The sequence below is a fragment of the Kitasatospora sp. NPDC033851 genome, assembly GCF_055576085.1.
The window spans coordinates 205,955-227,296 of sequence record NZ_JBVIRL010000008.1 but is presented as its reverse complement, the minus strand read 5'-3'; the positions used below and the strand labels follow the sequence as shown (position 1 = coordinate 227,296).

The 21,342-nt window shown below is 72.7% G+C and carries 20 protein-coding genes and 1 pseudogene; 9 read left to right on the top strand and 12 right to left on the bottom strand.

Annotated elements, in window-relative coordinates; translation table 11 throughout:
• Positions 1-10: 10 nt before the first annotated feature.
• The gene (locus ACZ51D_RS18225; RefSeq protein WP_465623674.1) at positions 11-487 is read left to right on the top strand and encodes a MarR family winged helix-turn-helix transcriptional regulator; all 477 of its coding nucleotides are present in this window, start codon (positions 11-13) and stop codon (positions 485-487) included.
• 58 nt (positions 488-545) lie between these two features.
• Positions 546-671 (top strand): annotated as a pseudogene (locus ACZ51D_RS18220) (helix-turn-helix transcriptional regulator); the annotation flags it as partial.
• A gap of 21 nt (positions 672-692) precedes the next feature.
• On the opposite strand, the gene ACZ51D_RS18215 reads toward ACZ51D_RS18220, so the two are convergent.
• Entirely contained in the window at positions 693-1,169 is a 477-nt protein-coding gene (locus tag ACZ51D_RS18215) for a CYTH domain-containing protein (protein WP_360492805.1), read from the bottom strand.
• Between the two features lie 234 nt (positions 1,170-1,403).
• Positions 1,404-3,476 (bottom strand): MDR family MFS transporter, encoded by a 2,073-nt coding sequence (locus tag ACZ51D_RS18210; protein WP_465623675.1) that lies wholly within the window; start codon positions 3,474-3,476, stop codon positions 1,404-1,406.
• Between the two features lie 335 nt (positions 3,477-3,811).
• On the opposite strand from ACZ51D_RS18210, the gene ACZ51D_RS18205 reads away from it, so the two are divergent.
• A complete protein-coding gene (locus ACZ51D_RS18205; RefSeq protein ID WP_465623677.1) occupies positions 3,812-5,041 on the top strand; it encodes a peptidoglycan-binding domain-containing protein in 1,230 nt (409 codons plus the stop codon).
• Positions 5,042-5,151: 110 nt separating this feature from the next.
• Here the strand turns inward: ACZ51D_RS18205 and ACZ51D_RS18200 are convergent, their stop codons facing one another.
• The 4 genes from ACZ51D_RS18200 to ACZ51D_RS18185 all read right to left on the bottom strand — a co-directional run bounded on the left by ACZ51D_RS18200 (position 5,152) and on the right by ACZ51D_RS18185 (position 9,905).
• The gene (locus tag ACZ51D_RS18200) at positions 5,152-5,736 is read right to left on the bottom strand and encodes a TMEM165/GDT1 family protein (protein WP_465623678.1); all 585 of its coding nucleotides are present in this window, start codon (positions 5,734-5,736) and stop codon (positions 5,152-5,154) included.
• Between the two features lie 280 nt (positions 5,737-6,016).
• Complete coding sequence (locus ACZ51D_RS18195; protein ID WP_465623680.1) at positions 6,017-6,829, bottom strand: ABC transporter permease; 813 nt, start codon at positions 6,827-6,829, stop codon at positions 6,017-6,019.
• Positions 6,829-8,442, bottom strand: a complete 1,614-nt coding sequence (locus tag ACZ51D_RS18190; RefSeq protein ID WP_465623682.1) for a dolichyl-phosphate-mannose--protein mannosyltransferase — start codon at positions 8,440-8,442, stop codon at positions 6,829-6,831. Before ACZ51D_RS18190 ends, ACZ51D_RS18195 begins: the two co-directional genes overlap by 1 nt.
• 170 nt (positions 8,443-8,612) lie before the next feature.
• Positions 8,613-9,905 carry an MFS transporter gene (locus tag ACZ51D_RS18185; RefSeq protein WP_360492822.1) on the bottom strand — a complete coding sequence of 431 codons (1,293 nt, stop codon included), beginning with the start codon at positions 9,903-9,905 and terminating at the stop codon, positions 8,613-8,615.
• 156 nt (positions 9,906-10,061) lie between these two features.
• On the opposite strand from ACZ51D_RS18185, the gene ACZ51D_RS18180 reads away from it, so the two are divergent.
• Complete coding sequence (locus ACZ51D_RS18180) at positions 10,062-10,643, top strand: MarR family winged helix-turn-helix transcriptional regulator (RefSeq protein ID WP_360492825.1); 582 nt, start codon at positions 10,062-10,064, stop codon at positions 10,641-10,643.
• A 317-nt stretch (positions 10,644-10,960) separates the two neighbouring features.
• Here ACZ51D_RS18180 and ACZ51D_RS18175 read toward each other — a convergent pair whose 3' ends face one another.
• The 3 genes from ACZ51D_RS18175 to ACZ51D_RS18165 form a co-directional block, all read right to left on the bottom strand.
• A complete protein-coding gene (locus ACZ51D_RS18175; protein ID WP_465662792.1) occupies positions 10,961-12,760 on the bottom strand; it encodes a glycosyl hydrolase family 18 protein in 1,800 nt (599 codons plus the stop codon).
• Positions 12,761-13,090: 330 nt separating this feature from the next.
• On the bottom strand, positions 13,091-13,747 hold the full coding sequence (locus tag ACZ51D_RS18170; protein ID WP_465623685.1) for a hypothetical protein: 657 nt from the start codon (positions 13,745-13,747) through the stop codon (positions 13,091-13,093).
• Positions 13,748-13,941: 194 nt separating this feature from the next.
• Complete coding sequence (locus tag ACZ51D_RS18165) at positions 13,942-14,502, bottom strand: DoxX family protein (RefSeq protein WP_465623686.1); 561 nt, start codon at positions 14,500-14,502, stop codon at positions 13,942-13,944.
• 258 nt (positions 14,503-14,760) lie between these two features.
• Between ACZ51D_RS18165 and ACZ51D_RS18160 the strand changes: the two genes are divergently transcribed.
• Positions 14,761-15,393, top strand: a complete 633-nt coding sequence (locus ACZ51D_RS18160) for a MarC family protein (RefSeq protein ID WP_360492835.1) — start codon at positions 14,761-14,763, stop codon at positions 15,391-15,393.
• Between the two features lie 30 nt (positions 15,394-15,423).
• Here ACZ51D_RS18160 and ACZ51D_RS18155 read toward each other — a convergent pair whose 3' ends face one another.
• Positions 15,424-15,963 carry an NADPH-dependent FMN reductase gene (locus ACZ51D_RS18155; protein ID WP_465623687.1) on the bottom strand — a complete coding sequence of 180 codons (540 nt, stop codon included), beginning with the start codon at positions 15,961-15,963 and terminating at the stop codon, positions 15,424-15,426.
• A gap of 113 nt (positions 15,964-16,076) precedes the next feature.
• On the bottom strand, positions 16,077-16,511 hold the full coding sequence (locus ACZ51D_RS18150) for an Lrp/AsnC family transcriptional regulator (RefSeq protein ID WP_360492841.1): 435 nt from the start codon (positions 16,509-16,511) through the stop codon (positions 16,077-16,079).
• 230 nt (positions 16,512-16,741) lie between these two features.
• On the opposite strand from ACZ51D_RS18150, the gene ACZ51D_RS18145 reads away from it, so the two are divergent.
• From ACZ51D_RS18145 to ACZ51D_RS18135, 3 genes are all read left to right on the top strand, one after another.
• The gene (locus tag ACZ51D_RS18145) at positions 16,742-17,572 is read left to right on the top strand and encodes a tryptophan 2,3-dioxygenase (RefSeq protein ID WP_465623688.1); all 831 of its coding nucleotides are present in this window, start codon (positions 16,742-16,744) and stop codon (positions 17,570-17,572) included.
• 98 nt (positions 17,573-17,670) lie between these two features.
• The gene (kynU, locus tag ACZ51D_RS18140; RefSeq protein WP_360492845.1) at positions 17,671-18,897 is read left to right on the top strand and encodes a kynureninase; all 1,227 of its coding nucleotides are present in this window, start codon (positions 17,671-17,673) and stop codon (positions 18,895-18,897) included.
• A 179-nt stretch (positions 18,898-19,076) separates the two neighbouring features.
• Positions 19,077-19,562, top strand: coding sequence for a F0F1 ATP synthase subunit B family protein (locus ACZ51D_RS18135; RefSeq protein ID WP_465623689.1), 486 nt, complete (start codon positions 19,077-19,079; stop codon positions 19,560-19,562).
• Positions 19,563-19,567: 5 nt separating this feature from the next.
• Here the strand turns inward: ACZ51D_RS18135 and ACZ51D_RS18130 are convergent, their stop codons facing one another.
• Positions 19,568-20,512 carry a hypothetical protein gene (locus ACZ51D_RS18130; protein ID WP_465662790.1) on the bottom strand — a complete coding sequence of 315 codons (945 nt, stop codon included), beginning with the start codon at positions 20,510-20,512 and terminating at the stop codon, positions 19,568-19,570.
• A 76-nt stretch (positions 20,513-20,588) separates the two neighbouring features.
• Here ACZ51D_RS18130 and ACZ51D_RS18125 point away from each other — a divergent pair, with 76 nt between their 5' ends.
• Positions 20,589-21,218, top strand: coding sequence for a TetR family transcriptional regulator (locus ACZ51D_RS18125; RefSeq protein ID WP_465623692.1), 630 nt, complete (start codon positions 20,589-20,591; stop codon positions 21,216-21,218).
• Positions 21,219-21,342 lie beyond the last annotated feature (124 nt).

Genomic DNA, 21,342 nt, shown 5'->3' with positions numbered 1-21,342 from the left:
GTTGTCTATCGTGTCAAGTGAACCGGCCCCGCCCGGCTTCGAGCTGCCGCTGCGGCTGCTCCTCGCCTTCCGGACGATCATCGACGAACTGCACGAGCGCATCGCCCGCGAAGGGCACCCGGACCTGCGGCCGATGCACGGCTTCGTCTTCCAGGCGATCGGCCCGCACGGCACCACCGCCGTCGAACTCGGCCGCCGCCTCGGCGTCTCCAAGCAGGCGGCGGGCAAGACCATCGACAACCTGGAGCAGCTCGGCTACGTCGAGCGCGGCAGCGACCCGGCCGACGCCCGCCGCAAGGTGGTCCGGCTCACCGACCGGGGCGTGGACTGCCTGGTCCGCTCGGCCCGGATCTTCGAAGAGCTGCGCACCGAGTGGTCCGCCACCCTGGGTGAGGAGCAGCTCCGCCAGGTCGAGGACGGCCTGCGCCGGCTCGCCCCCGGCGACCCGTTCCGCCTCGACACCCCCCGCTGGTTCGGCGCGCCATGAGATCGCGGGTACGCGCAACAACCGGCCCACGGTGGCGTACGTCCGCTGGCTGGCCGGGCTGGGCGGCGAGGTGCGCACGGCCCGCCGGTCGGCGACGGAGCTGATGGAGCGGCTGGGCGCCCGCAGCCGGTTCGAGTTCGGCGTGCGGGCGGTCCAGCGTGGCCGGCTGCCCTCGGAGGCCTGACCGGCCTCCCGGATAGAGCGGTCAGGCCTCCGAGGGCAGCCCGCGCGTCGCGAGGGTCTGGTTCTTGTACGCCTTGACGCCCGTGATCTCGGCGCCGAACCAGTCCGGCGGGCTGAAGGCCTCCGCCTCGGCCTCCGAGCCGAACTCCACCTCGGCGGTCCGCAGCCCGGCCAACTCGCCCTGGTAGACGTCGGCGTGAACCGTGACGCCGGCCGACTCGAAGGTGTACCGGTCCTTGACCAGCTGGGCACCGGCGGTGGCCGGCCAGAGCTCGGTGAACTCCTCCTCTCCGAGCTCGCGTTCCACCTCGACCCGCACCGGAGAGCCGGCCTTCCCGCGCTTGACGCCGAGGACGCAGCTGCCGCCGATCCGGCGCAGCCGCACCTCCGTCCCGTCGTCCTTGATCGCGATGTAGCCCTGCTCGATGTGCTGCCGCACCGCGGTCTCCGGCGGCTCGAAGGAGCCCAGCAGGAACTTGCGCTCGATCTCGAGTGGCATGCCGCACCCTCTCGACGGAATTCCCCCGGCAGCCGACACGACCGGGACCGGTAGGCGACGATACGTCACCCGATCACGCCTCGCCGCTCCACCGGACCACCTCCACGGCCCCACGGACCCACAGGCCGCACGGCCACACACCGCACGACCGCATGACCCCACGACCGCACGGCCACACGACCGCACGACCGCACGGCCACACGGCCACACGGCCACACGGCCACACGACCGCACTCAGAACGATCTCCCCTCGCCCCGGTACGGCGGCTCCGGTCCGACCGGGTCGGGCCGGTCCCGCAGGTCGGCGCACAGGGTGGAGCTGAGCCTGGTCAGCAGCTCGGCGAGGTCGGCGTACTGCTGCTCGTCCCAGTCCCCCAGCAGGTCGGCGAGTTGGGCGCGCCGGGCGGCGACCAGCCGCAGTGCCGCTTGCTCCCCCGGCTCGGTGAGCCGCAGCGGCAGCCCGCCGGCCCGCGCGGCCAGGCCCCGGCCCTCCACTTCCCGGGCGGCCTCCTCGATGACGGCGACCGGGACGATCCGCCGTTCGGCCAGCTCCGCCGGCTCGACCGAGCCGTGCTGGTACATCTGCAGGAGCAGCCAGCTGGAGGCGGGCAGCAGGTCCAGCCCGGCGGTGGCGGTGATCCGCCGGAAGAGGTCGCGCCGGGCCTCGCGGGTGCTCAGTACCGACAGAGCGCGGGCGATTTCGTCCAGGGAGGTGCGTTCCACCGGGTTGAGCCCGATGGACTCGCTCAGGTCCGGCGCGGTGACGGTGGAGCGCAGCTTCTGCTCGCGCAGGAAGAGCGACAGGACGAAGGCGACCGCCGCGACGGGCACCGCGTACAGGAAGACGCGGGTGATCGACTCCGCGTACGCGTGGTAGACGTCCGCCTGGACGGCGGCCGGCAGCCGGGGGATGACCCTCGGGTCGGCGGTGATGGCCTCGGGCCGGAACCCGGGTGGCAGCGGCACCCCCGCCAGGGCGTCGGCGAGCCGGTCCCGCAGCCCGCTGGCGAAGATCGTCCCGAAGATGGAGACACCGAAAGAGGCCCCGATGGAACGGAAGAAGGTCGCGCCCGCGGTGGCCACGCCGAGGTCCTCGTAGCCGACCGAGTTCTGCACGATCAGCACCAGCACCTGCATCACCAGGCCCAGCCCGAGCCCGAAGACCAGGAAGTAGCCGCTCATCTCGGCGGTGCTGCTGTGCTCGTCCAGCCGGGAGAGCAGCAGCAGCCCGACGGTCGTCACGGCGGTCCCGGCGATCGGGAAGATCCGGTAGCGGCCGGTGCGGGCGACGATCTGGCCGGAGCCGATCGAGGTGACGAGCATCCCCAGCACCATCGGCAGCATGTGGATGCCGGACATGGTGGGCGAGACCCGCATGACCACCTGGAGGAAGGTCGGCAGGTAGGTGAGCGCGCCGAACATCGCGAAGCCGATGACGAAGGAGATCACGGCGACCAGGCTGAAGGTCCGCGAGCGGAACAGCCGCAGCGGCAGGACCGGTTCCGCCGCCGTCCGCTCGACCAGGACGAACGCGAGCAGCAGCACCACCCCGAGCACGCCGAGGCCGGTGATCTGCCAGGAGTTCCAGTCCCAGGTGGTGCCGCCGAGCGAGGTCATCAGCACCAGGCAGGTGGCGACGGCGGCGATCAGGACAGTGCCGAGGTAGTCGATCCGGTGCTCGCGCCGCACCTCCCGCCCGTGCAGCACCGCGGCGATCACGACCAGGGCGACGACGCCGACCGGCAGGTTGATGTAGAAGACCCAGCGCCAGCTGAGGTGGTCGACGAACAGCCCGCCGAGCAGTGGCCCGAGCACGCTGGTGACGCCGAACACGGCGCCGAACAGGCCCTGGTAGCGGCCCCGGTCCCGGGGCGGGACGAGGTCGCCGACGATCGCCTGGGAGAGCACCATCAGCCCGCCGCCGCCCAGGCCCTGCAGGGCACGGAAGGCGATCAGCTCGCCCATGTTCTGGGCGATCCCGCACAGCACCGAGCCGAGCAGGAAGATCACGATGGAGGCCTGGAAGAAGCGCTTCCGGCCGTACATGTCGCCGAGCTTGCCCCAGAGCGGGGTCGCGGCGGTGGCGGCCAGCATGTAGGCGGTGACCACCCAGGAGAGGTGTTCGAGGCCGCCGAGGTCGCTGACGATGGTGGGCAGCGCGGTGGAGACGATGGTCTGGTCGAGGGCGGCGAGCAGCATCGCGAGCAGCAGGGCGCCGATCGGCACCCAGAGGTTGGGGACGGCGGCCTCCGGCGGGCCGGGCTCGCTCGCCGGGCTCCGGTCGGGCGCGGCGAGCGGATCCGTCATGGCGTCTCCGTGGGCAAGGCGTCTCCGTAGGGTCGCGGGCCCCGGCTGCCGGGCCCGTGCGGATGATCACTCCCAGCTCACCATGCTGGCAGATTCGTCCCGGTTTGTTCCGCCGGGTTGAGCCGAACGTAAGCACCGGGGACTTCCGCGGCCTTCGGGGCGTTCTCGGAGGAGCCAACCGGCACCAACCGGCACAACACCCCCGCCGGAGGCCGGACGCCCCTGTCCACCCTCCGGGCCGTCCTGCATAATCAGGCGCGATCGTGCGCCCGGGCCCCGCCCCGGAGCCGCCGAAACCGCTCCGAGAACGCCCCGAAACCGAGGAGGACCGGCCGATGCCGGACCAGCACTGCCCGACGTGCGGCACCGCACGCTCAACCGGGTGCGGCTGCGTCCCGGACCCGAGCCTCACCGAGACCGCCGTCCTCCCCCACCTCGAGGGCCCGCCGCTGGTCCGCCCGTACGTCCCGCAGACCGCCGACCAGGTGGCCGAGGAGTCGTCGGCGCACGCCCCGGTCGTCGACCCGTTCGCGACCACCGTGCTGCCGCCGGTCGCCCCGGGGCAGCCGTTCGCTGCGGGGCAGTCGTTCGCTCCGGGCGGGCCGGTCACTCCCCCGCTCGGACCGGACGCGGACGCCTACGCCACCACCGTGCTGCCGCCCGTCCTCCCGGGCCGGCCCCCGCTCGGACCGGACGCCGACGCCTCCGCCACCACCGTGATGCCGCCGGTGCCGCCCTCCGGGCCGGGGGCGTACGCGCCGGGGCCGCCGCGGCCCCCCGCCGGGACCGGGTACGGGTACGGGAGCGGCACTGGCAACGGCGGCGGCAACAGCGGCGGCCACGGCGGCCACGGCGGCCACGGCAACGAGATCGGCCTCTTCCCCTTCGACAACGCCTCGGCCTCCCCCGAGCCCGGGCCTGAGCCGGAGGCCGTCGGCAGCGGCCGGGCCGCACGCCGGGCGGCCGAGCAGGCCGCCAGGAACCCGCTGGCCGAGCGCAAGGGGCTGCTCGTCGGGATCGGCGCCGCGCTGGTGGCGCTCACCATCGGCGTCGCGTACGCGGTGACGCCCTCCGCCGAGCCGGGCGCCAAGCAGGCGCAGCCGCTGCCGACCACCACCCTGGCGCCCGCGCCGGTGGAGCCGACTCCGGCTGCGGTGCCGACCACGCCGGCGCCGACCAGCGAGACGCCGAGCCCGTCGGCGACGCCCACCCGCAAGCCGACGCCGACGAAGACGGCCACCCCGACGCCGACCCCCACCCCGACACCGACGCCCACCCCGACCCCCACGCCGACGCCCACCCCGACACCGACGCCCACCCCCACCCCCACGCCCACGGCGCGTGTGCTGAAGATGGGGATGAGCGGGTCCGACGTCATGGACATGCAGCGGCGCCTCTACGCCGCCGAGTGCGGATACGTCGACAAGTCGATCATCACCGGCACCTTCGACTCCTGGACCCGAACGGTGCTCAACGACTACCAGCGCGAGAACCGCATCAAGGGCGAGAACGACGTCTACGGCCCGAAGACCCAGGCCGTCCTCACTGCCGACCCGGGCTGCTGACCCCCAGCCACCTGGCTACTGCTCCCCGACTGCCGCGCCCCGGGCACGCGAACGGGCGGCGCCTGCCGATCAGCAGACGCCGCCCGTCGGTCACGCCGGGGGTGCCCCGGTCAGCCGGTGATCGCCCCAAAGATGCTGACGCCCGCCAGCACCACCATGATCGCCGCCGCCACGCGGATGATCAGCTTCATCGGCACGTACTTGAGCAGCTTCTGCCCGCCCACGATCGCTACCCCGCCGACCGCGCACAGCGCCAGCCAGGAGCCGACGCCCACGGCCAGCGGATCGGCGTACTTGGCGGCCAGGTTGGCGGTCATGATCTGGGTCAGGTCGCCGAACTCGGCGATCGCGACGACCACAAAACTGGCCCCGGCCACCCGCCAGAAGCTGTCCGAGGACGGCTCCTTGGCCGCGTGCTCGTCCTCGTCCCCGCCGCCGTGGAACAGCAGCATCGCCGCGCCGGCCAGGAACAGCGCGCCGGTGACGCCCTCCACCCAGCGGTGCGGCAGCAGCGACAGCAGGTGCCCTGCGACGAGCGCGATGCCCACCTGGAGGGCGAAGGCGGCGGCGATGCCCGCGAAGACGTAGCTCGCGCGGTACTTGGTGCCGAGCACCAGACTGGCCAGCGCGGTCTTGTCCGGCAGTTCGGCCAGGAAGATGATGCCGAAGGTCAACGCGGCAACGGTCAGACTCATGCGCCCGCCTCGCTGCGCTCGGCAGGGGCATTCGCCCAGACGCGCCTTTTGATGGCTCGTTCGCTTCGCTCACTCATCAGGGAGTTCCTCGGTCGGGCTGCCCGGCCTCCGCAGCTCCGTCAGGGGACGCCTCGGCCCGACAGCACTGGTCATGGTCACAGCACTGCGGCCGAAGGTCTCGCCGGCAACGCTCTGCGAGCGGTGCCCCGGGCGCCGGGCCCCTGGGGGCCAGTATGTCGACGGTCCGGTGGAGGGCTACTCCCCTTCAACGCGCCCAAGCCTACCGGACGGCGTCGACCGGCCCGACCGCCACCAGGCCTCGGCCGACCAGTTCCAGCACCACCACGATCGCCACCGACTCCACCGCCAGCAACCCGACCAGGACGAACAGCTGCACCGTCCCCGCCTGGGCGGGCGAGGCCCCGCCGAGCAGCATCCCGACGAAGGCCCCGGGCAGGGTGACCAGGCCGACCGTGCGGGTCTGGTCCAGCGCCGGGACGAGCGAGGTCGCCGCGGCCGTACGACAGATCTCCAGCCGCGCCTCGCGCTCCTCGAAGCCGAGCGCCAGTGCCGCCTCCACCTCGCCGCGCCGCTGCCGCAGCTCGTCCAGGGCGCGCCGCCCGGCCAGCGAGGTCGCGGTGAGCGCGCCGCCGATCAGGATGCCCGCGACCGGGATGACGGACAGGCCCTTGGCCGGCAGCAGCCCGACGCCCAGCAGCAGGGCGAGCACCGGCAGCACCCCGGCCCCGATCGGGGCGGCCGCCCAGACCCAGTCCGGCCCGGGGGTCATCCGTCGCCCGGCGGTGCGCACCGCGACCGTGAACATCAGCAGCACGAACAGCGCCGACCACCAGAGCGAGCCGACCACCCAGGTGATCACCACGGCGACGGCCGCCAGCTGCACCACCGCCCGCAGCCCGGCCCGCAGCACCGCGTGCCCGTGGCCGAGCAGCCCCCGCCCGGCCACCGCGACGGCGGCCAGCAGCAGGACGGCGGTGACCACCCCGAGCACCGGGGTGACCGGCAGCAGCTGGCCGCCGGACGCCGCGAGGCCCGAACCATCCGGCTCGCCGCCGGACGCCGCAAGGGGCATCAGATCCAGCTGGTGAACCACATCCGGTCCTGCCAGGACGACATCGGGATCACCTCCGCCGTGTACAGCGGGTAGAAGAAGGCGAAGCAGCCGACGATCGCCAGCACGACCGCCCCGGCCCCGATCGCGCCGATCCGGCGGCGCTCGCGGCTGCAGCCGGCCGGGCCGAGGATCGCGCCGAGCATCTGGGCGACGGCCAGGCACAGGAACGGCACCAGCACGACCATGTAGAAGGAGAAGATCGTCCGCTCCTGGTACCGGAACCAGGGCAGGTAGATCCCGGCGACCGCGCACAGCACCGCGCCCGAGCGCCAGTCCCGCCGGAAGAACCAGCGCCACAGCAGGTAGACCAGCGCGAGGCAGGCCGCCCACCACAGGAACGGCGTGCCCAGGCCCAGGATCTGCGCCGCGCAGCCGCCGGAGGAGGTGCAGCCGCGGGTGCCGTTCGGGACCTGCTCCCAGTACATGGAGACCGGACGGCCGTCGACCAGCCAGGCGAAGGGGTTGGACTGGTAGGTGTGCGGGGTGCTCAGGCCGGTGTTGAAGTCGTACATCTGCGAGTGGTAGTGCCACAGGCTGCGCAGGGGCGCGGGCACCCAGCTCATCGACACCTGCGGCAGCGGGATGCCGAGGAAGCTGTCCGGGGAGAGCCCGGCGCGGCCGTCGGCCCAGTGCCGGTCGTACCCGCCCTCGCCGTTGCCTCCGCTCGCCAGCCAGCCGCCCCAGGCGCCGACGTAGACCACCAGGGCGGAGCCGACCATGGCGAGGACGGCGGGTCCGGAGTCCCGGCGGAGCATGGAGCGCCAGGGGTGGCGGGCTCCCGCCCCGCGGCGGCCGGACTGGTCCCACAGGACGGTCAGGACGCCGAAGGCGGCGAGGATCGGGGCGCCGTTCCACTTGACCGCGCAGGCGGCGCCGACGAACACCCCGGCGGCGATCCGCCAGGGGCGCCACCCGAGCCGCACCAGGTCGCCGTCGGAGGCCGCCGCCAGCCGGGCGCGGGCGTGGTCGCGGTCGATCAGCAGGCTGCCGAAGGAGGCGAGCACGAAGAACATCTGGATGCCGTCGAGCAGGCCGACCCGGCTCATCACCAGTTGCAGGCCGTCCACCGACATCAGCAGCGCGGCGGTGCAGCCGACCAGCGTGGAGCCGAAGAGGCGGCGGCCGATCCGGGCGAGCATCAGCACGGTGACGGTGCCGAGCAGGGCGGTCATGAACCGCCAGCCGAAGGGGTGCAGACCGAACAGCTGCTCGCCGATCGCCATCACCCATTTGCCGAGCGGAGGGTGTGCGATGAACTCGGGCGCGGAGCCGAGCGGGATGGACTGCGGGACGGCCAGGATGTCGGCGTTGGCGTGGTCGGGCCAGGTGCCCTCGTAGCCCTGTCGGAGCAGCGACCAGGCGTCCTTGGGGTAGTACGTCTCGTCGAAGACGAAGGAGTTGGGGTAGCCGAGGTGCCAGAACCGCAGCAGGCCGGCGAAGAGCGCGACAGCGATCGGCCCGAGCCAGCCGGAGCGGTCGGCCGCCCAGCGGACCAGGCCCCCGCGCGGGGCCGGTGCTGGGGCGGCTGGGGCCGGGGCCGCCGGGGGGTGCGTGAGCGCCGCTTGCGTCATAGCCTCGCCGATTCGCCTGTCTGCTCTGCCCGGACCCCGGCGCAGTGGCCGGATCCGGGCGGTCAACAGCCACTGACACTATGTGGCGGTGGTCGCGAAGCCAAGCGCGACGGGCGCCGACCAGGTGACCTGGTCGGCGCCCGTTTCGAACGCTCGTGCGCGCCCTTCCGCTACGCGGCGGTCTGCAGCTCCCGGACCGGGACGGTGCGGACCACGGCCGGGGCGGCGTTGTCCTGCTCCGGCGTGAGGTACGGGCGCAGCCGCAGCGCCAGGGCCACGATCAGCAGCGTCGAACCCGCCATCGCCGCCAGGTAGAGCGGCCAGGTGCCGGAGCCGACCAGCAGCACGCCGACGGCCGGGCCGACCGCGATCGCGATCTGCTTCACCAGGGAGTACCCGGCGTTGTAGGTGCCCAGCAGCCGGGCCGGGGCGAGGTCGGCCACGATCGGGCCCATGGTGGGCGCGAGCAGCGACTCGCCGACGCCGAAGAGGGCGTAGATCGAGACGATGGCGACCGTGGCGGCCATGGTCTCGGTCCGGATCAGACCGGCCACCAGGGCCATCGCCCAGGCACCGAGCCAGACCAGGCCGGCCGCGGCCATCGCGGTGGTGCGGCGGCGGCGCGCGGTGATCCGCACCATGAACATCTGCAGCACCACGATGGTCAGCGCGTTGGCGCCGATCGCGAAGCCCAGCGTGGAGGGCGCGGTGCCGACGGTGTCGGTGGCGAAGGCCGCGACGCCGGACTCGAACTGGCCGTAGCAGGTGAAGAAGATCAGCCCGGCGAGCACGCAGAGCCGCAGCATCGCCTTGTCGGCGACCAGCGCGCGCAGGCCGGTCGGGCCGTCGTTCTTCCCGTGGACGGCGGTCAGCTGGATCCGCGGCATCCGGGCGGTGCCGGTGACCAGGGCCAGGCCGAGGAACGTCACCGCCTCGATGGTGAACAGCCGGGTGAGGCTGGCCGGGTCGGCCACGTTCACGATCTGCCCGCCGACCAGCGCGCCGATGCCCATGCCCAGGTTGACCAGGGTGAACTGCAGCGCGAAGGCGTGCGAGCGCGTCGCCGGCGTCGAGCAGCGGACGATCATCGTGGCGAGCGCCGGCTGGCAGGTGGTGACACCCGCGCCGAACAGGAAGGAGGAGACCAGCAGGGCCGGGGTGCCGGTGGCGTGGCCGAAGGCGAACGCGCCGGTGGCGGCGAGGGCCGTACCGGCCAGCAGCACCGGACGGGGGCCGTACCTGTCGATGCCGCGCCCGGTGAACGGCAGGACGGCGAGGGCCGCCAGCGCGAAGACGGTGAACACCATCCCGGCCGCCAGCGAGCCCAGCCCGCGCACCTGGTCCACGTACACGAACATGTAGGGCATCGTGAATCCGCTGCCGAACGCACTGAGCGCGTTGCCGATCTGGACGCGGCGCAGCGGGCCGCCCGCCCCGCCTCGCTGCTGCCTCTGCTGCTTCACCGTGCCGACCACCGTGCACATCCCTTCCTGGCTTCAACTGGATACTCTTAAGTCCAGAAGATTTCAGAGCTAAAGTTTGACGAGATAAAGTCTTAGCACCAGAAGGCTGCGGAGTCAAAGGCTTAAGGAGTGCACGCTCGTGCGACACTGGTCCGCATGACTACGGACAAGCCGGCGCCGGCTGCCGACAAGCCCGCCCCGGCCACCCCCCTGGAGTTCGGCATCGCCGAGCAGGTCGCCCTCTACCAGCGGGAATTCCCCACCGTGGACCCCCAGGTGGAGACCATCGTGCAGACCCTCAACCGGGTCTCCCGGCGGATGGGCGTGGCGTACGACCGGCAGCTGACTGTGCTCGGAATCACCTCCGCGGAGTGGGAGGTGCTCAAGGCCCTGGTGGTCTCCGGCAGCCCGTACCGGCTGGGACCGGGCGAGCTGGCCAAGCGGCTCGGGCTCACCCCGGCGGCGATGACGCACCGGATCGACCGGATGGTCGCCGACGGCCTGGTCACCCGGGAGCGGGACGAGTCCAACCGGGTGCGGGTGATCATCGAGCTGACCGAGACCGGCCGCGACAAGTGGCTGGAGTCGATGCGGATGGCGGCGGTGTTCGAGGAGGAGCTGCTCCAGGACGTCGTGGGCGAGGAGCGCACCGCGCTCTCCGGCCTGCTGGCCCGGATGCTGCGCCGGATCGAGGAGAGCCAGCCGGACGCCCTCGGCCGCACCGCCGACCTGGGCTAGCGGGCAAGGGGGCCGGCGGGTGAGAGGGCCGCCGGACGAGAGGGCCGGGCCGGCGGATTTTCGTTGGCATTCGGCGCTCGAGGCGGCCGGCTTCGAGGTGACCTCCACGGGCGACGGTTCGGGCCTCGCCGAGAAGGGCGAGAACAACCTGCTGATCACCGGCTCGTCGACCACGATCACGGTCACCTACGCCAAGATCTGAGCGGCCGGACACGACGGGCGGCCCCGGACGAGTTCATGCTCGTCCGGGGCCGCCCGCGTTCGCCGCGAGGGTCCGTCAGGCCCCTCGCCCGCTCGGTGGTGCGTGCGTGCGTGTGTCAGCAGGGGCCGTTGTCGGCCCAGACGCCCCACTGGCCGCTCAGGCTCGGGTCCTCGCCCTTGGTCCACCACTTGTTGGTGTAGTAGTGGCCCTTCCACGAGACCTTGGTGCCGCCGGCCGCGTAGGTGGCGTTCGGGTCCCAGCTCGGGGCGGCCGCGCAGGTGGCCGGCGGGGTCGGGGTGCCGGTGGGGGTGCCCGTCGGCGTGCCGGTGGGGGTGCCGGTCGGGGTCGGCGTCTGGGTCGGGGTCGGCGTGCCGGTCGGCGGGGCCGGGCAGCCGGCGGCGGAGCCGTTGGTGGCGCTCACCATCTTGTCGAACAGGGCGGTCTTGGTGCCCAGGTCGTACAGCGAGAAGGCGAAGGAGCCGCCGAGGCCGCTGCAGTGCGCGTAGTCGATCTTGGCCTGGATCGACCGGGCGTCCTCACCGCTCCAGAAGGTGGTGCCGTCGTAGAAGTACGTGGACTTGGCGTCGTCGTCCCAGAAGGTCTTGGACGGGTTGTCGACGAAGCCCGCGAGCTCCTTGAACATCTGGATGCCGGGGACGTTGCCGGACATCGCCGCACCGGCCGCCGGGCTGGTGGCGGGCTGGAAGAGGCCGTTCTTGCCGTTGTTCTGGACGCCGGTCCAGCCCCGGTAGTAGAACGGCACACCCATGTTGATCTTGTTGGCCGGGAAGCCGCCGGGGATGCCGTACTGCGCGTCGCCGACCGTCCACGCCTTGATGGCGTTGTCGATCGAGTACTTGCCGTTGCCCGGCTTGGCCGGGGTCGACGGGTCGTTCGGGCCGGAGTAGAGCGGCGCCTGGTGGTTGGTCGGACCCTGCGGGTCCCAACCGCCGTGCATGTCGTAGGTCATGACGTCGAGGAAGGTCAGGTACTGACCGATCTTGTCGGTCTCGACGTTCATGATCTTGTCCTGGCCGGCGCCGACCGCCGCCGACAGGGCGTAGGTCTTGCCGTCGGCCTTGCCCTGCGCGTCCAGCTGGGTGCGGAACTCCTTCAGCAGCGCCGTGAAGTTCTGCTTGTCGGCCGGGCTGGAGATGTTGCCGGCGTGACCGCCGCCGCCCGGGTACTCCCAGTCGATGTCGACGCCGTCGAAGATGCCGGCCGCCGAGCCCGCGCCGCCGTAGCCGGCGTCGGTCGGGAGGTTGCCCTTGACGAACATGTCGAGGCAGGACGACACCAGGTGCTTGCGCGAGGCGTCCGTGGCGGCCGCCGACGAGAAGTACTTGGAGTAGGTCCAACCGCCCAGCGAGATCAGGATCTTGAGGTTGGGGTTCTTCGCCTTCAGCTTCTTCAGCTGGTTGAAGTTGCCGGCGATCGGCTGGTTCCAGACGTCACCGACGCCGTCGACCGAGATGTCCGCGCCGAAGCTCTTCTGGTAGTCGGCGAACGCGTCGCCCGCACCGTCGCCCGCGTTGGGGTTGTTGTCGTTCGTGTCGGCGGCCTTGGTGGCCTCGAAACACCCGAGGTCGCTCGGGTGGATGTTGGCGAAGTCGTAGATCAGGTAGTCCAGCTTCCCGGCCACGCCGGTGTCCTGGATCGTCTTGGGGTAGTAGCCGTTCGCGTAGATCGACCACTGGTCGAAGTAGGCGACCTTGATGCCGCCGCTGGTGGCGGGCGCGCCGCTGCTGTTGGTGGTCGCGGCGTTGGCCGCGCCGCCGCCGGACAGCGCGAGGCCCGCGCCGAGCAGGAGGGAGGCGGTGGTGCCGGCCGCGATGGCGGCCAGGCTCTTCGGGCGGCGTCGGCGACCGCCCTGCGGAGCCGGGGTCCCGGCCCTTTCGATGTGTGAGCGCAGCATGGGTGCGTGACTCCTGGTTGTGGGGGTTCCCGCCGCGCCGGGGGCGCGCGTCCGGGGTGGGGCCGGACGACCGGGACATGACAGGAATGGGTGGGGAATCGTGCGGGATCAGGCCATGACGGACGCCGGGATGCGCCGAACCGGCGCCGACGGCACAAGGCCGTCGGCGCCGGTTCAGGGGCTCCCTGCACCTGGGCAATAAAAATGGACTAGACCAACTCGCCCGTCAAGGGGTCCCGTTGGGCCTTGAGTCCCGCTTAAGGTTCCACCGCCCGCGCGCCGAGCCGAGCGTCAGCGCCAGGCGCCATTACCAGGCGTCACTACCGGGCGTCAGTACCGGACGGCGTTGGCCACCTCGGCCTTGACCGTGCCGGAGAGGTCCCGGTTGCTGCGCCCGGTGGCCTGGGCGCTCTGCCCGGCGGCCACCTCCTGGACGGTCACCGCGGTCGCGTCGAGCACCTTGCCGGACCCGTCGGTGAAGTTCAGCTGGATCACGTACCGGTACGACTGCTGGCCGTGGTTGGTGACGGTCAGCTGCACCTGCGCCTTGCCGTCCGAGCCGGTGGTCACCTCCCCGGCGGTCACGTCCGCCTTGGCGTCCAGCCCGCCCTTGATCCCGGCCACCGCCGAGGAGGCGGCCGACACCGCCGCCGAGGCCTGCGCCTCCGCCGAGGCGATCACCGCGCCGGCCCCGCCGGCCGCCGAGGCCAGCGCCGAGGCGGCGGAGGCGGCGGCGCTCGCGCCCTTCTCCACCGCGGACGCCGCCTCGGAGGCCACACTGCTCGCGCTCTTGCTCGAGGAGCAGCCCGCCAACGCCGCCGCACCGAGCACGGCGGCGGCCAACATCCCGGCCACCGCCAGCCGTTGACGGCGCAGCGGGGGAGCATCCAGGTCCTGCACGGTGACCCTCGGGCTCGGGGAGGCGGCCCGGGTGAGCGGCCGGCGGCCCAGGTGGTCCAGGTGGTCGATGCGATCGATGCGGTCCATGCGGTCCCTCGTTTCCGGTGGGCCGGTTCCGGTCTGCCGGTTCCGGTCGGTTCCGGTCACCGTCCGGTTCCGGTCGGCGCCGGGCTGCCCGGCACGCCTCCCCGCCCACCATCCGAGGGCCCGGAGGCAGCCGCCAGCAGGGCTGCTGCCTCCGGGTGACCGCGCGTGGAGCACCGGACGGGCCGCGCGGCCCGTCAGGACAGCCCGGAGCCCTCCTGCTCGTCCGCCTCCACCGCGGCCCGCTCCTCGCGCAGCCGCACCACGTGCCGGCGCCGCGCCACCACGCCGTACGCGCCGGCCGCGCTCGCCACGAAGGACAGCACGCCGACCCCGGGCCGGTCGAAGACGTGCCCGGTCAGGTGGTCCAGCGAGTACCGCCCGGCGCCGGACAGGCCGATCGCCAGCCCGGTCGCGCCGAGGAAGGCCGGGTACTCGTAGCCGCCGGACATGGCGAAGAAGCCGGCCGGGGCGTGCACCGCCACCGCGCCCGCCATCGTCCCGGCCACCACCGCGCCGGCCGCCGGCGTGGCCAGTCCGGCCACCAGCAGCGCCCCGCCGCCCGCCTCGCCGAGGCCGGCCGCGATCGCGCTCTCCCGAGCCGGATGGAAGCCCATGTGGTCCATCGCCTGGGTGGTGCCCTCCAGGCCGCCACCCCCGAACCAGCCGAACAGCTTCTGGGTGCCGTGCGCGATCAGCACCCCGCCGACCGCGCTGCGCAGGGCCAGCAGGCCCAGGTCCTTACGGTTCAGGCACATGTCGCATCCTCGATTCCGCGGCGGAGTGGTCCCGGCCGGTGGTCGTCCCGGCGGGACCCGCCGGCATGGCGGTCCTGCCTCCATAGCAACCGAGAGCGCCCACGCGTTCGAGCTGGGGCCGCCATCCGGGCGAATTCACCGCCGACCGGGAATGAACCGCGGACAGGGAATGGACCGCCGGCCGGGGAGACCCACGCCACGCCCGGTCGCGGGGCGTGGCGGACCGGCCGCCCCGGACGCCACGGTCATGCTGGGCGCATGTTCGTCTTCAACCTGAGCAGCGCGTTCATCACCTTCTTCGCCGTGGTCGGCCCGCCGAAGACCCTGCTGTCCTTCGCCCGGCTGGCCACCACCCGCAGCACCCGGGAGCTGCGGCGGCTGGCGGCGTGGAGCACGGTCATCTCGGCGGTGATCGGCCTGGTGCTCGGATTCACGGCGGACGAGGTCAGCACCCTGTTCCACATCAGCGACCAGTCGCTGCAGCTCGCGGGCGGGCTGATCTTCTTCATCTACGCGGTCGCGCTGGTCTTCGGCGTCCACCTCGGCGGCGACGGCGAGGAAGGCGATCACCTGCCGAACCCGCTGGTGGACGGCATCCGCGAGCTGCTCCTGCCGTACATCGCCAGCCCGCTCGCGGTGACCGCCGTCCTGGTCGCCTCGCTCAACCACGACGACTGGGGCTGGAAGACCGCCGTCGCCGGGGCGTACGTGGCCGTCACCATGATCAACTACGTCTGCGTGGCCCTGCTCGCGCCGCTGCTGCAGCGCTCCCACCGGACCTCGCTGGAGGTGCTCTCCCGGCTGCTCGGGCTGCTGCTGGCGGCGGTCGGCGTGGAGCTCTTCCTGGAGGGCCTGTCCGGGCTCGGGGTGCACCTGCCCGAGGCGCGTTGAGCCCGGACCCACACAGGGCCGGGCATCGGGTCAGGCCGCGGCCAGCCTCGCCAGCACCTCGCCGATCCGCTCGCGCACCAGCGGGTCGGCGATCAGCCCGTCCGGGCCGACCGCCCCGCGCTCCAGCGGGATCCGGACGCAGGCCTCGTCCACCACGGCCGCGCCGGTGTAGCCGAGGACGGTGCGCAGGGTGGCCTCGGCGCCGCTGCCGCGGCCCGGTCCGGCGGCGTTGATCCAGGCGGTGGGCTTGTCCGAGATCTCGACCCCGCCGACCGTCCAGTCCAGGAGGTTCTTGAAGGAGCCCGGGAGCGTCCCCGCGTACTCGGGCGTGCAGACCAGCAGCGCGTCGGCCGCCTCGATCGCGGCCCGCAGCGCGACCACCGGCTCCGGCAGCGGGTCGGTGTCGTGGTCCGGGTTGAAGTGCGGCAGCCCGGCCAGCCCGGCGTAGTACGTGGTCCGCAGGCCCGGGGCGGCGGCGGCCACGGCAGCCGCGGTGCGCAGCACGGTCTCGTTGGTGGACCCGGCCCGCAGGCTCCCCGGCAGCAGCAGGATGTGGCGCTCGTTCGACATGCGGGGGAACCTACTCCTTGACGTCCACGTCAAGGCCAACGGCCTCGGCCTGCGCTCCCGGCCCGCGCTCCCAGCCGGCGCTTGCGGCCCGTGCTCCGGGCCCGCGCTCCCGGTCAGCGCGGCGCCAGCGGCCGCCACGGCACCGGGCTGGAGAGGATCATCGAGCTGGACGGCTGGCCGTAGCCGCCGAGCCGGTCGCAGAGCGCCTCGAACTCGGCCATCGTCGGCACCGCGACCAGCAGCACGCAGCAGGCCCCGCCGGTGACCCGGTGCAGTTGGAGCACCTCCGGCCAGGTCGGCACGTCGGGGTCGCGCAGTACGCAGCGCGGGCCGTAGCACTGGATCTGCACCAGGGCGGTGATCGGCAGCCCGGCCCGGGTCGGGTCCACATGGGCGTGGTAGCCGCTGATCACCCCCTCGGACTCCAGGCGGCGGACCCGTTCGGCCACCGCGGGTGCGGACAGGCTCACCCGGCGGGAGAGTTCGTTGTACGAGAGCCGGGCATCGGCCTGCAGCTCGGCCAGCAGGCGGCGGTCGACGGCGTCCATGGCGGCTCCCCGGGTGGTCGGGATCAGTGGTCGGGATCAAGGGAATTTCATTCGTAAAGCGAATCGGCTGAACGCCTCGCGAATGACAGCTGCAACGGCGGTTGCGGTGTCCGTCGACCATTCAAGCGGGAGCCACCACCGCCGCACAATGGGCATCCCGGTGGAACCAGGCAGTCCGTCTGGTTCACGGGAGCGGGCGACGTGGCCCGGACGGAGCAGGAGGCATCGGGATGGGGCACGACACGGTGGAGACACCCAACCTGTCGTTCGGTCGGGGCGGGGCGCCGGTTCGGAGCACCCCGTACGCCCAGTACGCCCGCCTGGACGAGCTGCACAGCCTGCAGCACCCGCGCAGCAAGGAACCCGCCGAGCTGTCGTTCATCGTCACCACCCAGGTGATGGAGCTGCTCTTCGACCTGCTGCGGCACGAGTGGACGATCGCCCGGCAGGCACTGCGCGAGGACGACCTCCCCACCGCGCTCGCGGCGCTGCGCCGGGGCACCCACGCACAGAACGTGCTGGTGGACTCCTGGGACCTGCTGGCCACCATGACGCCGCACGAGTTCAACTCCTTCCGCTCGCTGTTCGGCGAGGCCTCCGGCTTCCAGTCCGCGGCCTTCCTGCACCTGGAGTTCCTGCTCGGCAACAAGAACGCCGCGCTGCTGAAGATGTACGACGGCATGCCGCACACCCAGGACGAGCTGGTCGAGGCGCTGCGCTCCCCCGGCCTGTACGACGAGGTGCTGGCGCTGCTGGCGCGGCGCGGCCTGGAGCTGCACCCGGAGTCGTCCGAGCAGCGCTACCACCCGTCCGAGGAGGTCGCGGCGGCCTGGCGCCGGGTGTACACCGAGCCGGAGTTCGCCGCGCTGCAGCCGCTCGGCGAGGCCCTGCTGGACGTCGCCGAGCGGGTCACCCGCTGGCGCCAGCGGCACCTCTCGGCGGTGAAGCGGACCATGGGCGGCAAGCCCGGCTCGGGCGGCTCGAGCGGGCTGACCTGGCTGCGCAAGTCGGCCGAGCAGGACGTGTTCCCGGAGCTGTGGACGATCCGGAACGAGCTGTGACGGGACGGTCCGTCACGGCGCGAGAAGTGACGGGAAGTGCAGTGACGGGAAGAGCAGTGACGGGAAGAGCAGTGAGCGAGGGGAACGAGGGAATGGGCATGACCACGCGCGAGGACTGCGCGGCGCTGGACGCCGTCGACCCGCTGGCGGCGTTCCGCAAGGAGTTCGCCCTGCCGGACGGGGTGATCTACCTGGACGGCAACTCGCTGGGCGCACTGCCCGTGCGCACGCCCGAGCGGGTGCGCCAGGTCGTCGAGGAGGAGTGGGGCCGGGAGCTGATCCGCAGCTGGAACGACGCCGGCTGGTTCGAGCAGCCGTACCGGCTGGGCCGGCGGATCGCGCCGCTGATCGGGGCCGATCCGGCGGAGGTGGTCGTCTGCGACACCACCTCGGTGAACCTGTTCAAGGTGCTGTCGGCCGCGCTGCGGCTGCGCCCGGGCCGGGGCACGGTGCTCGGCGACGCCGAGGCCTTCCCGACCGACCTGTACATCGCCGAGGGCGTGACCGGCCTGGTCGACGGCGCGCGCAGCGTGCTGATCCGGCCGGAGGACCTGGACCGGCACCTGGACGGGGACGTCGCCGCGGTCGTCCTGTCGCACGTCGACTACCGCACCGGCGAGCTGCTGGACATGCCCGGGATCACCGCCCGGGTGCAGGCCGCGGGCGCACTGATGATCTGGGACGTGTGCCACGCGGTGGGCGCGCTGCCGGTCGAACTCGGCGCCGCGAACGTGGACTTCGCGATCGGCTGCACCTACAAGTACCTGAACGGCGGCCCCGGTTCGCCGGCCTTCCTGTACGTCGCCGAGCGGCACCTGGCGGCCGGTCCGCTGCAGCCGCTGAGCGGCTGGTTCGGACACGCCCGCCCGTTCGCCTTCGAGCCCGGGTACGACCCCAAACCGGGCATCGGCCGTTTCCTGACCAGCTCGCCCTCGCTGCTCGGCCAGGCGGCCCTCGAAGCCTCCCTGGACATCTGGGAGCGGGCCGACCTCGCGGCGGTTCGGGCGAAGAGCCTGGCGCTGACCGATCTGTTCATCTCACTGACCGAGGGCCTGGACGGGATCGAGGTGGTGACCCCGCGCGAGCACGCCCGGCGCGGCAGCCAGGTCGCCCTGCGGCACGCCGACGGCTACCCGGTGGTGCAGGCGCTGATCGAGCGCGGGGTGATCGGCGACTTCCGCGCGCCGGACCTGATGCGCTTCGGCTTCACCCCGCTCTACCTCTCGTACACCGAGGTCTGGGACGCCGCCCGCCAGCTGGCGGAGGTACTGGAGAGCGGCGAGTGGCGGGCAGAGCGCTTCTCCCGCCGGGGCGAGGTGACGTAGCGGTCGACCCGGCGTACCCGAGCGGCTTCCGAACCACCGGACTGATCGTCAAGTTCCGGACAGGGCAATGCCGTTCGGGGCATCGGCACCGTGACGGACGTCATGTCCGGGTGGAGTTCCAGCGCGATCGGCCCCGGGGAGACCCCTGATTGACGGAACGTCGGACTCAGGGGGGTCGCGTGAACCTCGAACTCAAGCCCGAACCGGTCGTGCTCCTCGGCCTGGCTCAGTTCTTCCTGATCCTGTGGATACTCGGCCGGCACCTGCTCCCCCGCATCGAGCGGGTGCAGGCCGAGCGTCGGGAGATCACCGAAAGCCGGACGGGACGCGCCGAGACCCTGCACGCCGAGGCCGCGGCCGTCCGGGACGCCCACCTGCGGGAACTGGCCGAGGCCCGGCACGAGGCAGCCCGGATCCGGGAGGACTACGCCGAGCGCGGCGCGGCGGCGATCGCCGCGGCCCGCGCGGAGGGCCTCCGCGACCGGGACGAACTGCTCGCCACCGCCCACCCGCGGATCGCCGCCGACCGGGCCGCGGCCACCGACCGGCTCCGCCGGGACGTCGGCGAACTGGCCGTCGCCCTGGCCGGGCGGGTGATCGGCGAGCCGGTGCACGCCGTCGCCGCCCGGCGCCGCACGGTGGACCGCTTCTTCGAGGCGAACTAGCCTTTTCAGCCGGTCAGTTCGGCCACCAGCTTCCGGTAGGTGTCGAAGGCCGGCTTGCGCGAGTAGTCGTCGCGCAGCAGGCCGAAGTGGTGGAACAGCCCCGCACCCGCGCTGTCGGCGTCCCGCAGGGCGAAGAACGCGTAACCGGTGACGGTGAGTTCGGCGGCCAGCCCGGCGACCGTCCGGACCAGCTCCTCGACCACCTCGGCCTGCCGCGCCTCGCTCCGCCCGGGGCCGGTGGGCCACCCGTTCTCGCAGATCCGCACCGGTACGGCGGACCCGATACCGGCCCTGGGCAGCAAGTCGCGACGGAATCCGGTGACCACCGCCCGTACCGCGTCGGCGAGTCCGCCGGGCGGGACGGGCCCGAAGACGTCCGGGTAGAAGTCCAGGCCGACGTAGTCCAGGGCGCGGTGGAAGCGCTCGTCGGCGAGCTTTCCGAGCTCGGGCCAGAAGGTGTCCGCGGGATCGAAGGACGGCACCGCGTTGAAGCCGACGGCCAGGTGGTCGTAACCGCGGGCCAACGCCTCCTCCTTGGCCGCGACCACGCCGGCCACCAGCGCCCGGCGGACGTTCGGGATGCTGCCGTCCACGGGCGGCAGGTCGAGGTTGGGCTCCTCGCAGATCTGGAGCAGGGCGACGCGGTGGCCCTCGGCCCGGACCGTGCTCCGGACGAAGTCCAGCCAGCCCGCCAATTCCCCGCTGCGGTCACGGTACTGGAGCACCAGGTCGAGCCTCCGGCCGTCCACGGCGTACTGCTCGGGCCGATCGGGGGCGTGCGCCGAGTCCGCGTACGAGCGGTAGGCGCGGACCAGGAACTCTGGTGCGTCGCCCTGGAGTTCGCGCAGCGCCGCAGTGATCAGCGCCGGGTCGTCGGGGCGGACGGGAGCGAGCACGCCGGTGTCGTCACCGAGCAGTCCGCCGGGATAGATGCCGAAGGTGAAGGTCATGCCGCGACCATACCCGATATTTTTGGTGTCACTGCAAGTTTGCTGCGACACCATGATTCTGGCATAGGATCCCGCCATGGGACTTCGCGAACTCAAGAAGCAACAGACCCGGGAGCTCCTCGCCGACACCGCCATGGGCCTGTTCGCCGAGCGCGGGTTCGACCAGGTCACGGTGGTCGAGGTGGCCCGGGCCGCCGGGGTCTCGCCCAACACGGTCTTCAACTACTTCCCGACCAAGGAAGACCTGTTCTTCGACCGGCAGGACGCCGTGGTCGCCCACTTGGCCGAGGTGGTCCGGCGCCGCCCGGCCGGCAGCTCCGCCGTGGCCGCCGTCCGGGCCGACCTGCTGGCCGCCCTCGAGGACGGGGAACCGACGGTCGGACTGAACCCTGGGATGGCGGCGTTCTGGCGGATCGTCGCGGACAGCCCGGCACTCCGGGCCCGGCTGCTGGAACTCGGCGAGCAGGCCGAGGCGGCACTGGCAGCCGTCCTGGCCGAGCAGTCGGGAGCCGCCGAGGACGACCCGCTCCCCCACGTGGTGGCCGGAGCCATCGCGGGGGCCCACCGCGCGGTGCTCGGCGAGATCCGGCGGGCCATGGTGGCCGGCGAACCGGCCGCCGCCGTCCGGACGCGAGTCCGGGCGGCGGCGGAGCAGGCATTCGACCTGCTCGCCTCGGGGCTCGCGGACTACCCGGCGCAGCGGTAGACCCCGCCTTCGGCCTCCCGTCGGCCCGCCCCCGGCTGCTCCGCGCCGGAGCCCGGGACGGCGCAGGCCGCCCGGTCGGATCGACGCGGGCGACCTGGGCCGATGGTCAGCTCTTCAGGTGTTC

What these genes read in the sequence shown, in the direction of transcription:
- ACZ51D_RS18215 (WP_360492805.1), bottom strand. Translation starts at nt 1,169, where the DNA reads ATGCCACTCGAGATCGAGCGCAAGTTCCTGCTGGGCTCCTTCGAGCCG.
- ACZ51D_RS18210 (WP_465623675.1), bottom strand. Translation starts at nt 3,476, where the DNA reads ATGACGGATCCGCTCGCCGCGCCCGACCGGAGCCCGGCGAGCGAGCCC.
- ACZ51D_RS18205 (WP_465623677.1), top strand. Translation starts at nt 3,812, where the DNA reads ATGCCGGACCAGCACTGCCCGACGTGCGGCACCGCACGCTCAACCGGG.
- ACZ51D_RS18200 (WP_465623678.1), bottom strand. Translation starts at nt 5,736, where the DNA reads ATGAGTCTGACCGTTGCCGCGTTGACCTTCGGCATCATCTTCCTGGCC.
- ACZ51D_RS18195 (WP_465623680.1), bottom strand. Translation starts at nt 6,829, where the DNA reads ATGCCCCTTGCGGCGTCCGGCGGCGAGCCGGATGGTTCGGGCCTCGCG.
- ACZ51D_RS18190 (WP_465623682.1), bottom strand. Translation starts at nt 8,442, where the DNA reads ATGACGCAAGCGGCGCTCACGCACCCCCCGGCGGCCCCGGCCCCAGCC.
- ACZ51D_RS18180 (WP_360492825.1), top strand. Translation starts at nt 10,062, where the DNA reads ATGACTACGGACAAGCCGGCGCCGGCTGCCGACAAGCCCGCCCCGGCC.
- ACZ51D_RS18175 (WP_465662792.1), bottom strand. Translation starts at nt 12,760, where the DNA reads ATGCTGCGCTCACACATCGAAAGGGCCGGGACCCCGGCTCCGCAGGGC.
- ACZ51D_RS18170 (WP_465623685.1), bottom strand. Translation starts at nt 13,747, where the DNA reads ATGGACCGCATCGATCGCATCGACCACCTGGACCACCTGGGCCGCCGG.
- ACZ51D_RS18165 (WP_465623686.1), bottom strand. Translation starts at nt 14,502, where the DNA reads ATGTGCCTGAACCGTAAGGACCTGGGCCTGCTGGCCCTGCGCAGCGCG.
- ACZ51D_RS18160 (WP_360492835.1), top strand. Translation starts at nt 14,761, where the DNA reads ATGTTCGTCTTCAACCTGAGCAGCGCGTTCATCACCTTCTTCGCCGTG.
- ACZ51D_RS18155 (WP_465623687.1), bottom strand. Translation starts at nt 15,963, where the DNA reads ATGTCGAACGAGCGCCACATCCTGCTGCTGCCGGGGAGCCTGCGGGCC.
- ACZ51D_RS18150 (WP_360492841.1), bottom strand. Translation starts at nt 16,511, where the DNA reads ATGGACGCCGTCGACCGCCGCCTGCTGGCCGAGCTGCAGGCCGATGCC.
- ACZ51D_RS18145 (WP_465623688.1), top strand. Translation starts at nt 16,742, where the DNA reads ATGGGGCACGACACGGTGGAGACACCCAACCTGTCGTTCGGTCGGGGC.
- kynU (WP_360492845.1), top strand. Translation starts at nt 17,671, where the DNA reads ATGACCACGCGCGAGGACTGCGCGGCGCTGGACGCCGTCGACCCGCTG.
- ACZ51D_RS18130 (WP_465662790.1), bottom strand. Translation starts at nt 20,512, where the DNA reads ATGACCTTCACCTTCGGCATCTATCCCGGCGGACTGCTCGGTGACGAC.
- ACZ51D_RS18125 (WP_465623692.1), top strand. Translation starts at nt 20,589, where the DNA reads ATGGGACTTCGCGAACTCAAGAAGCAACAGACCCGGGAGCTCCTCGCC.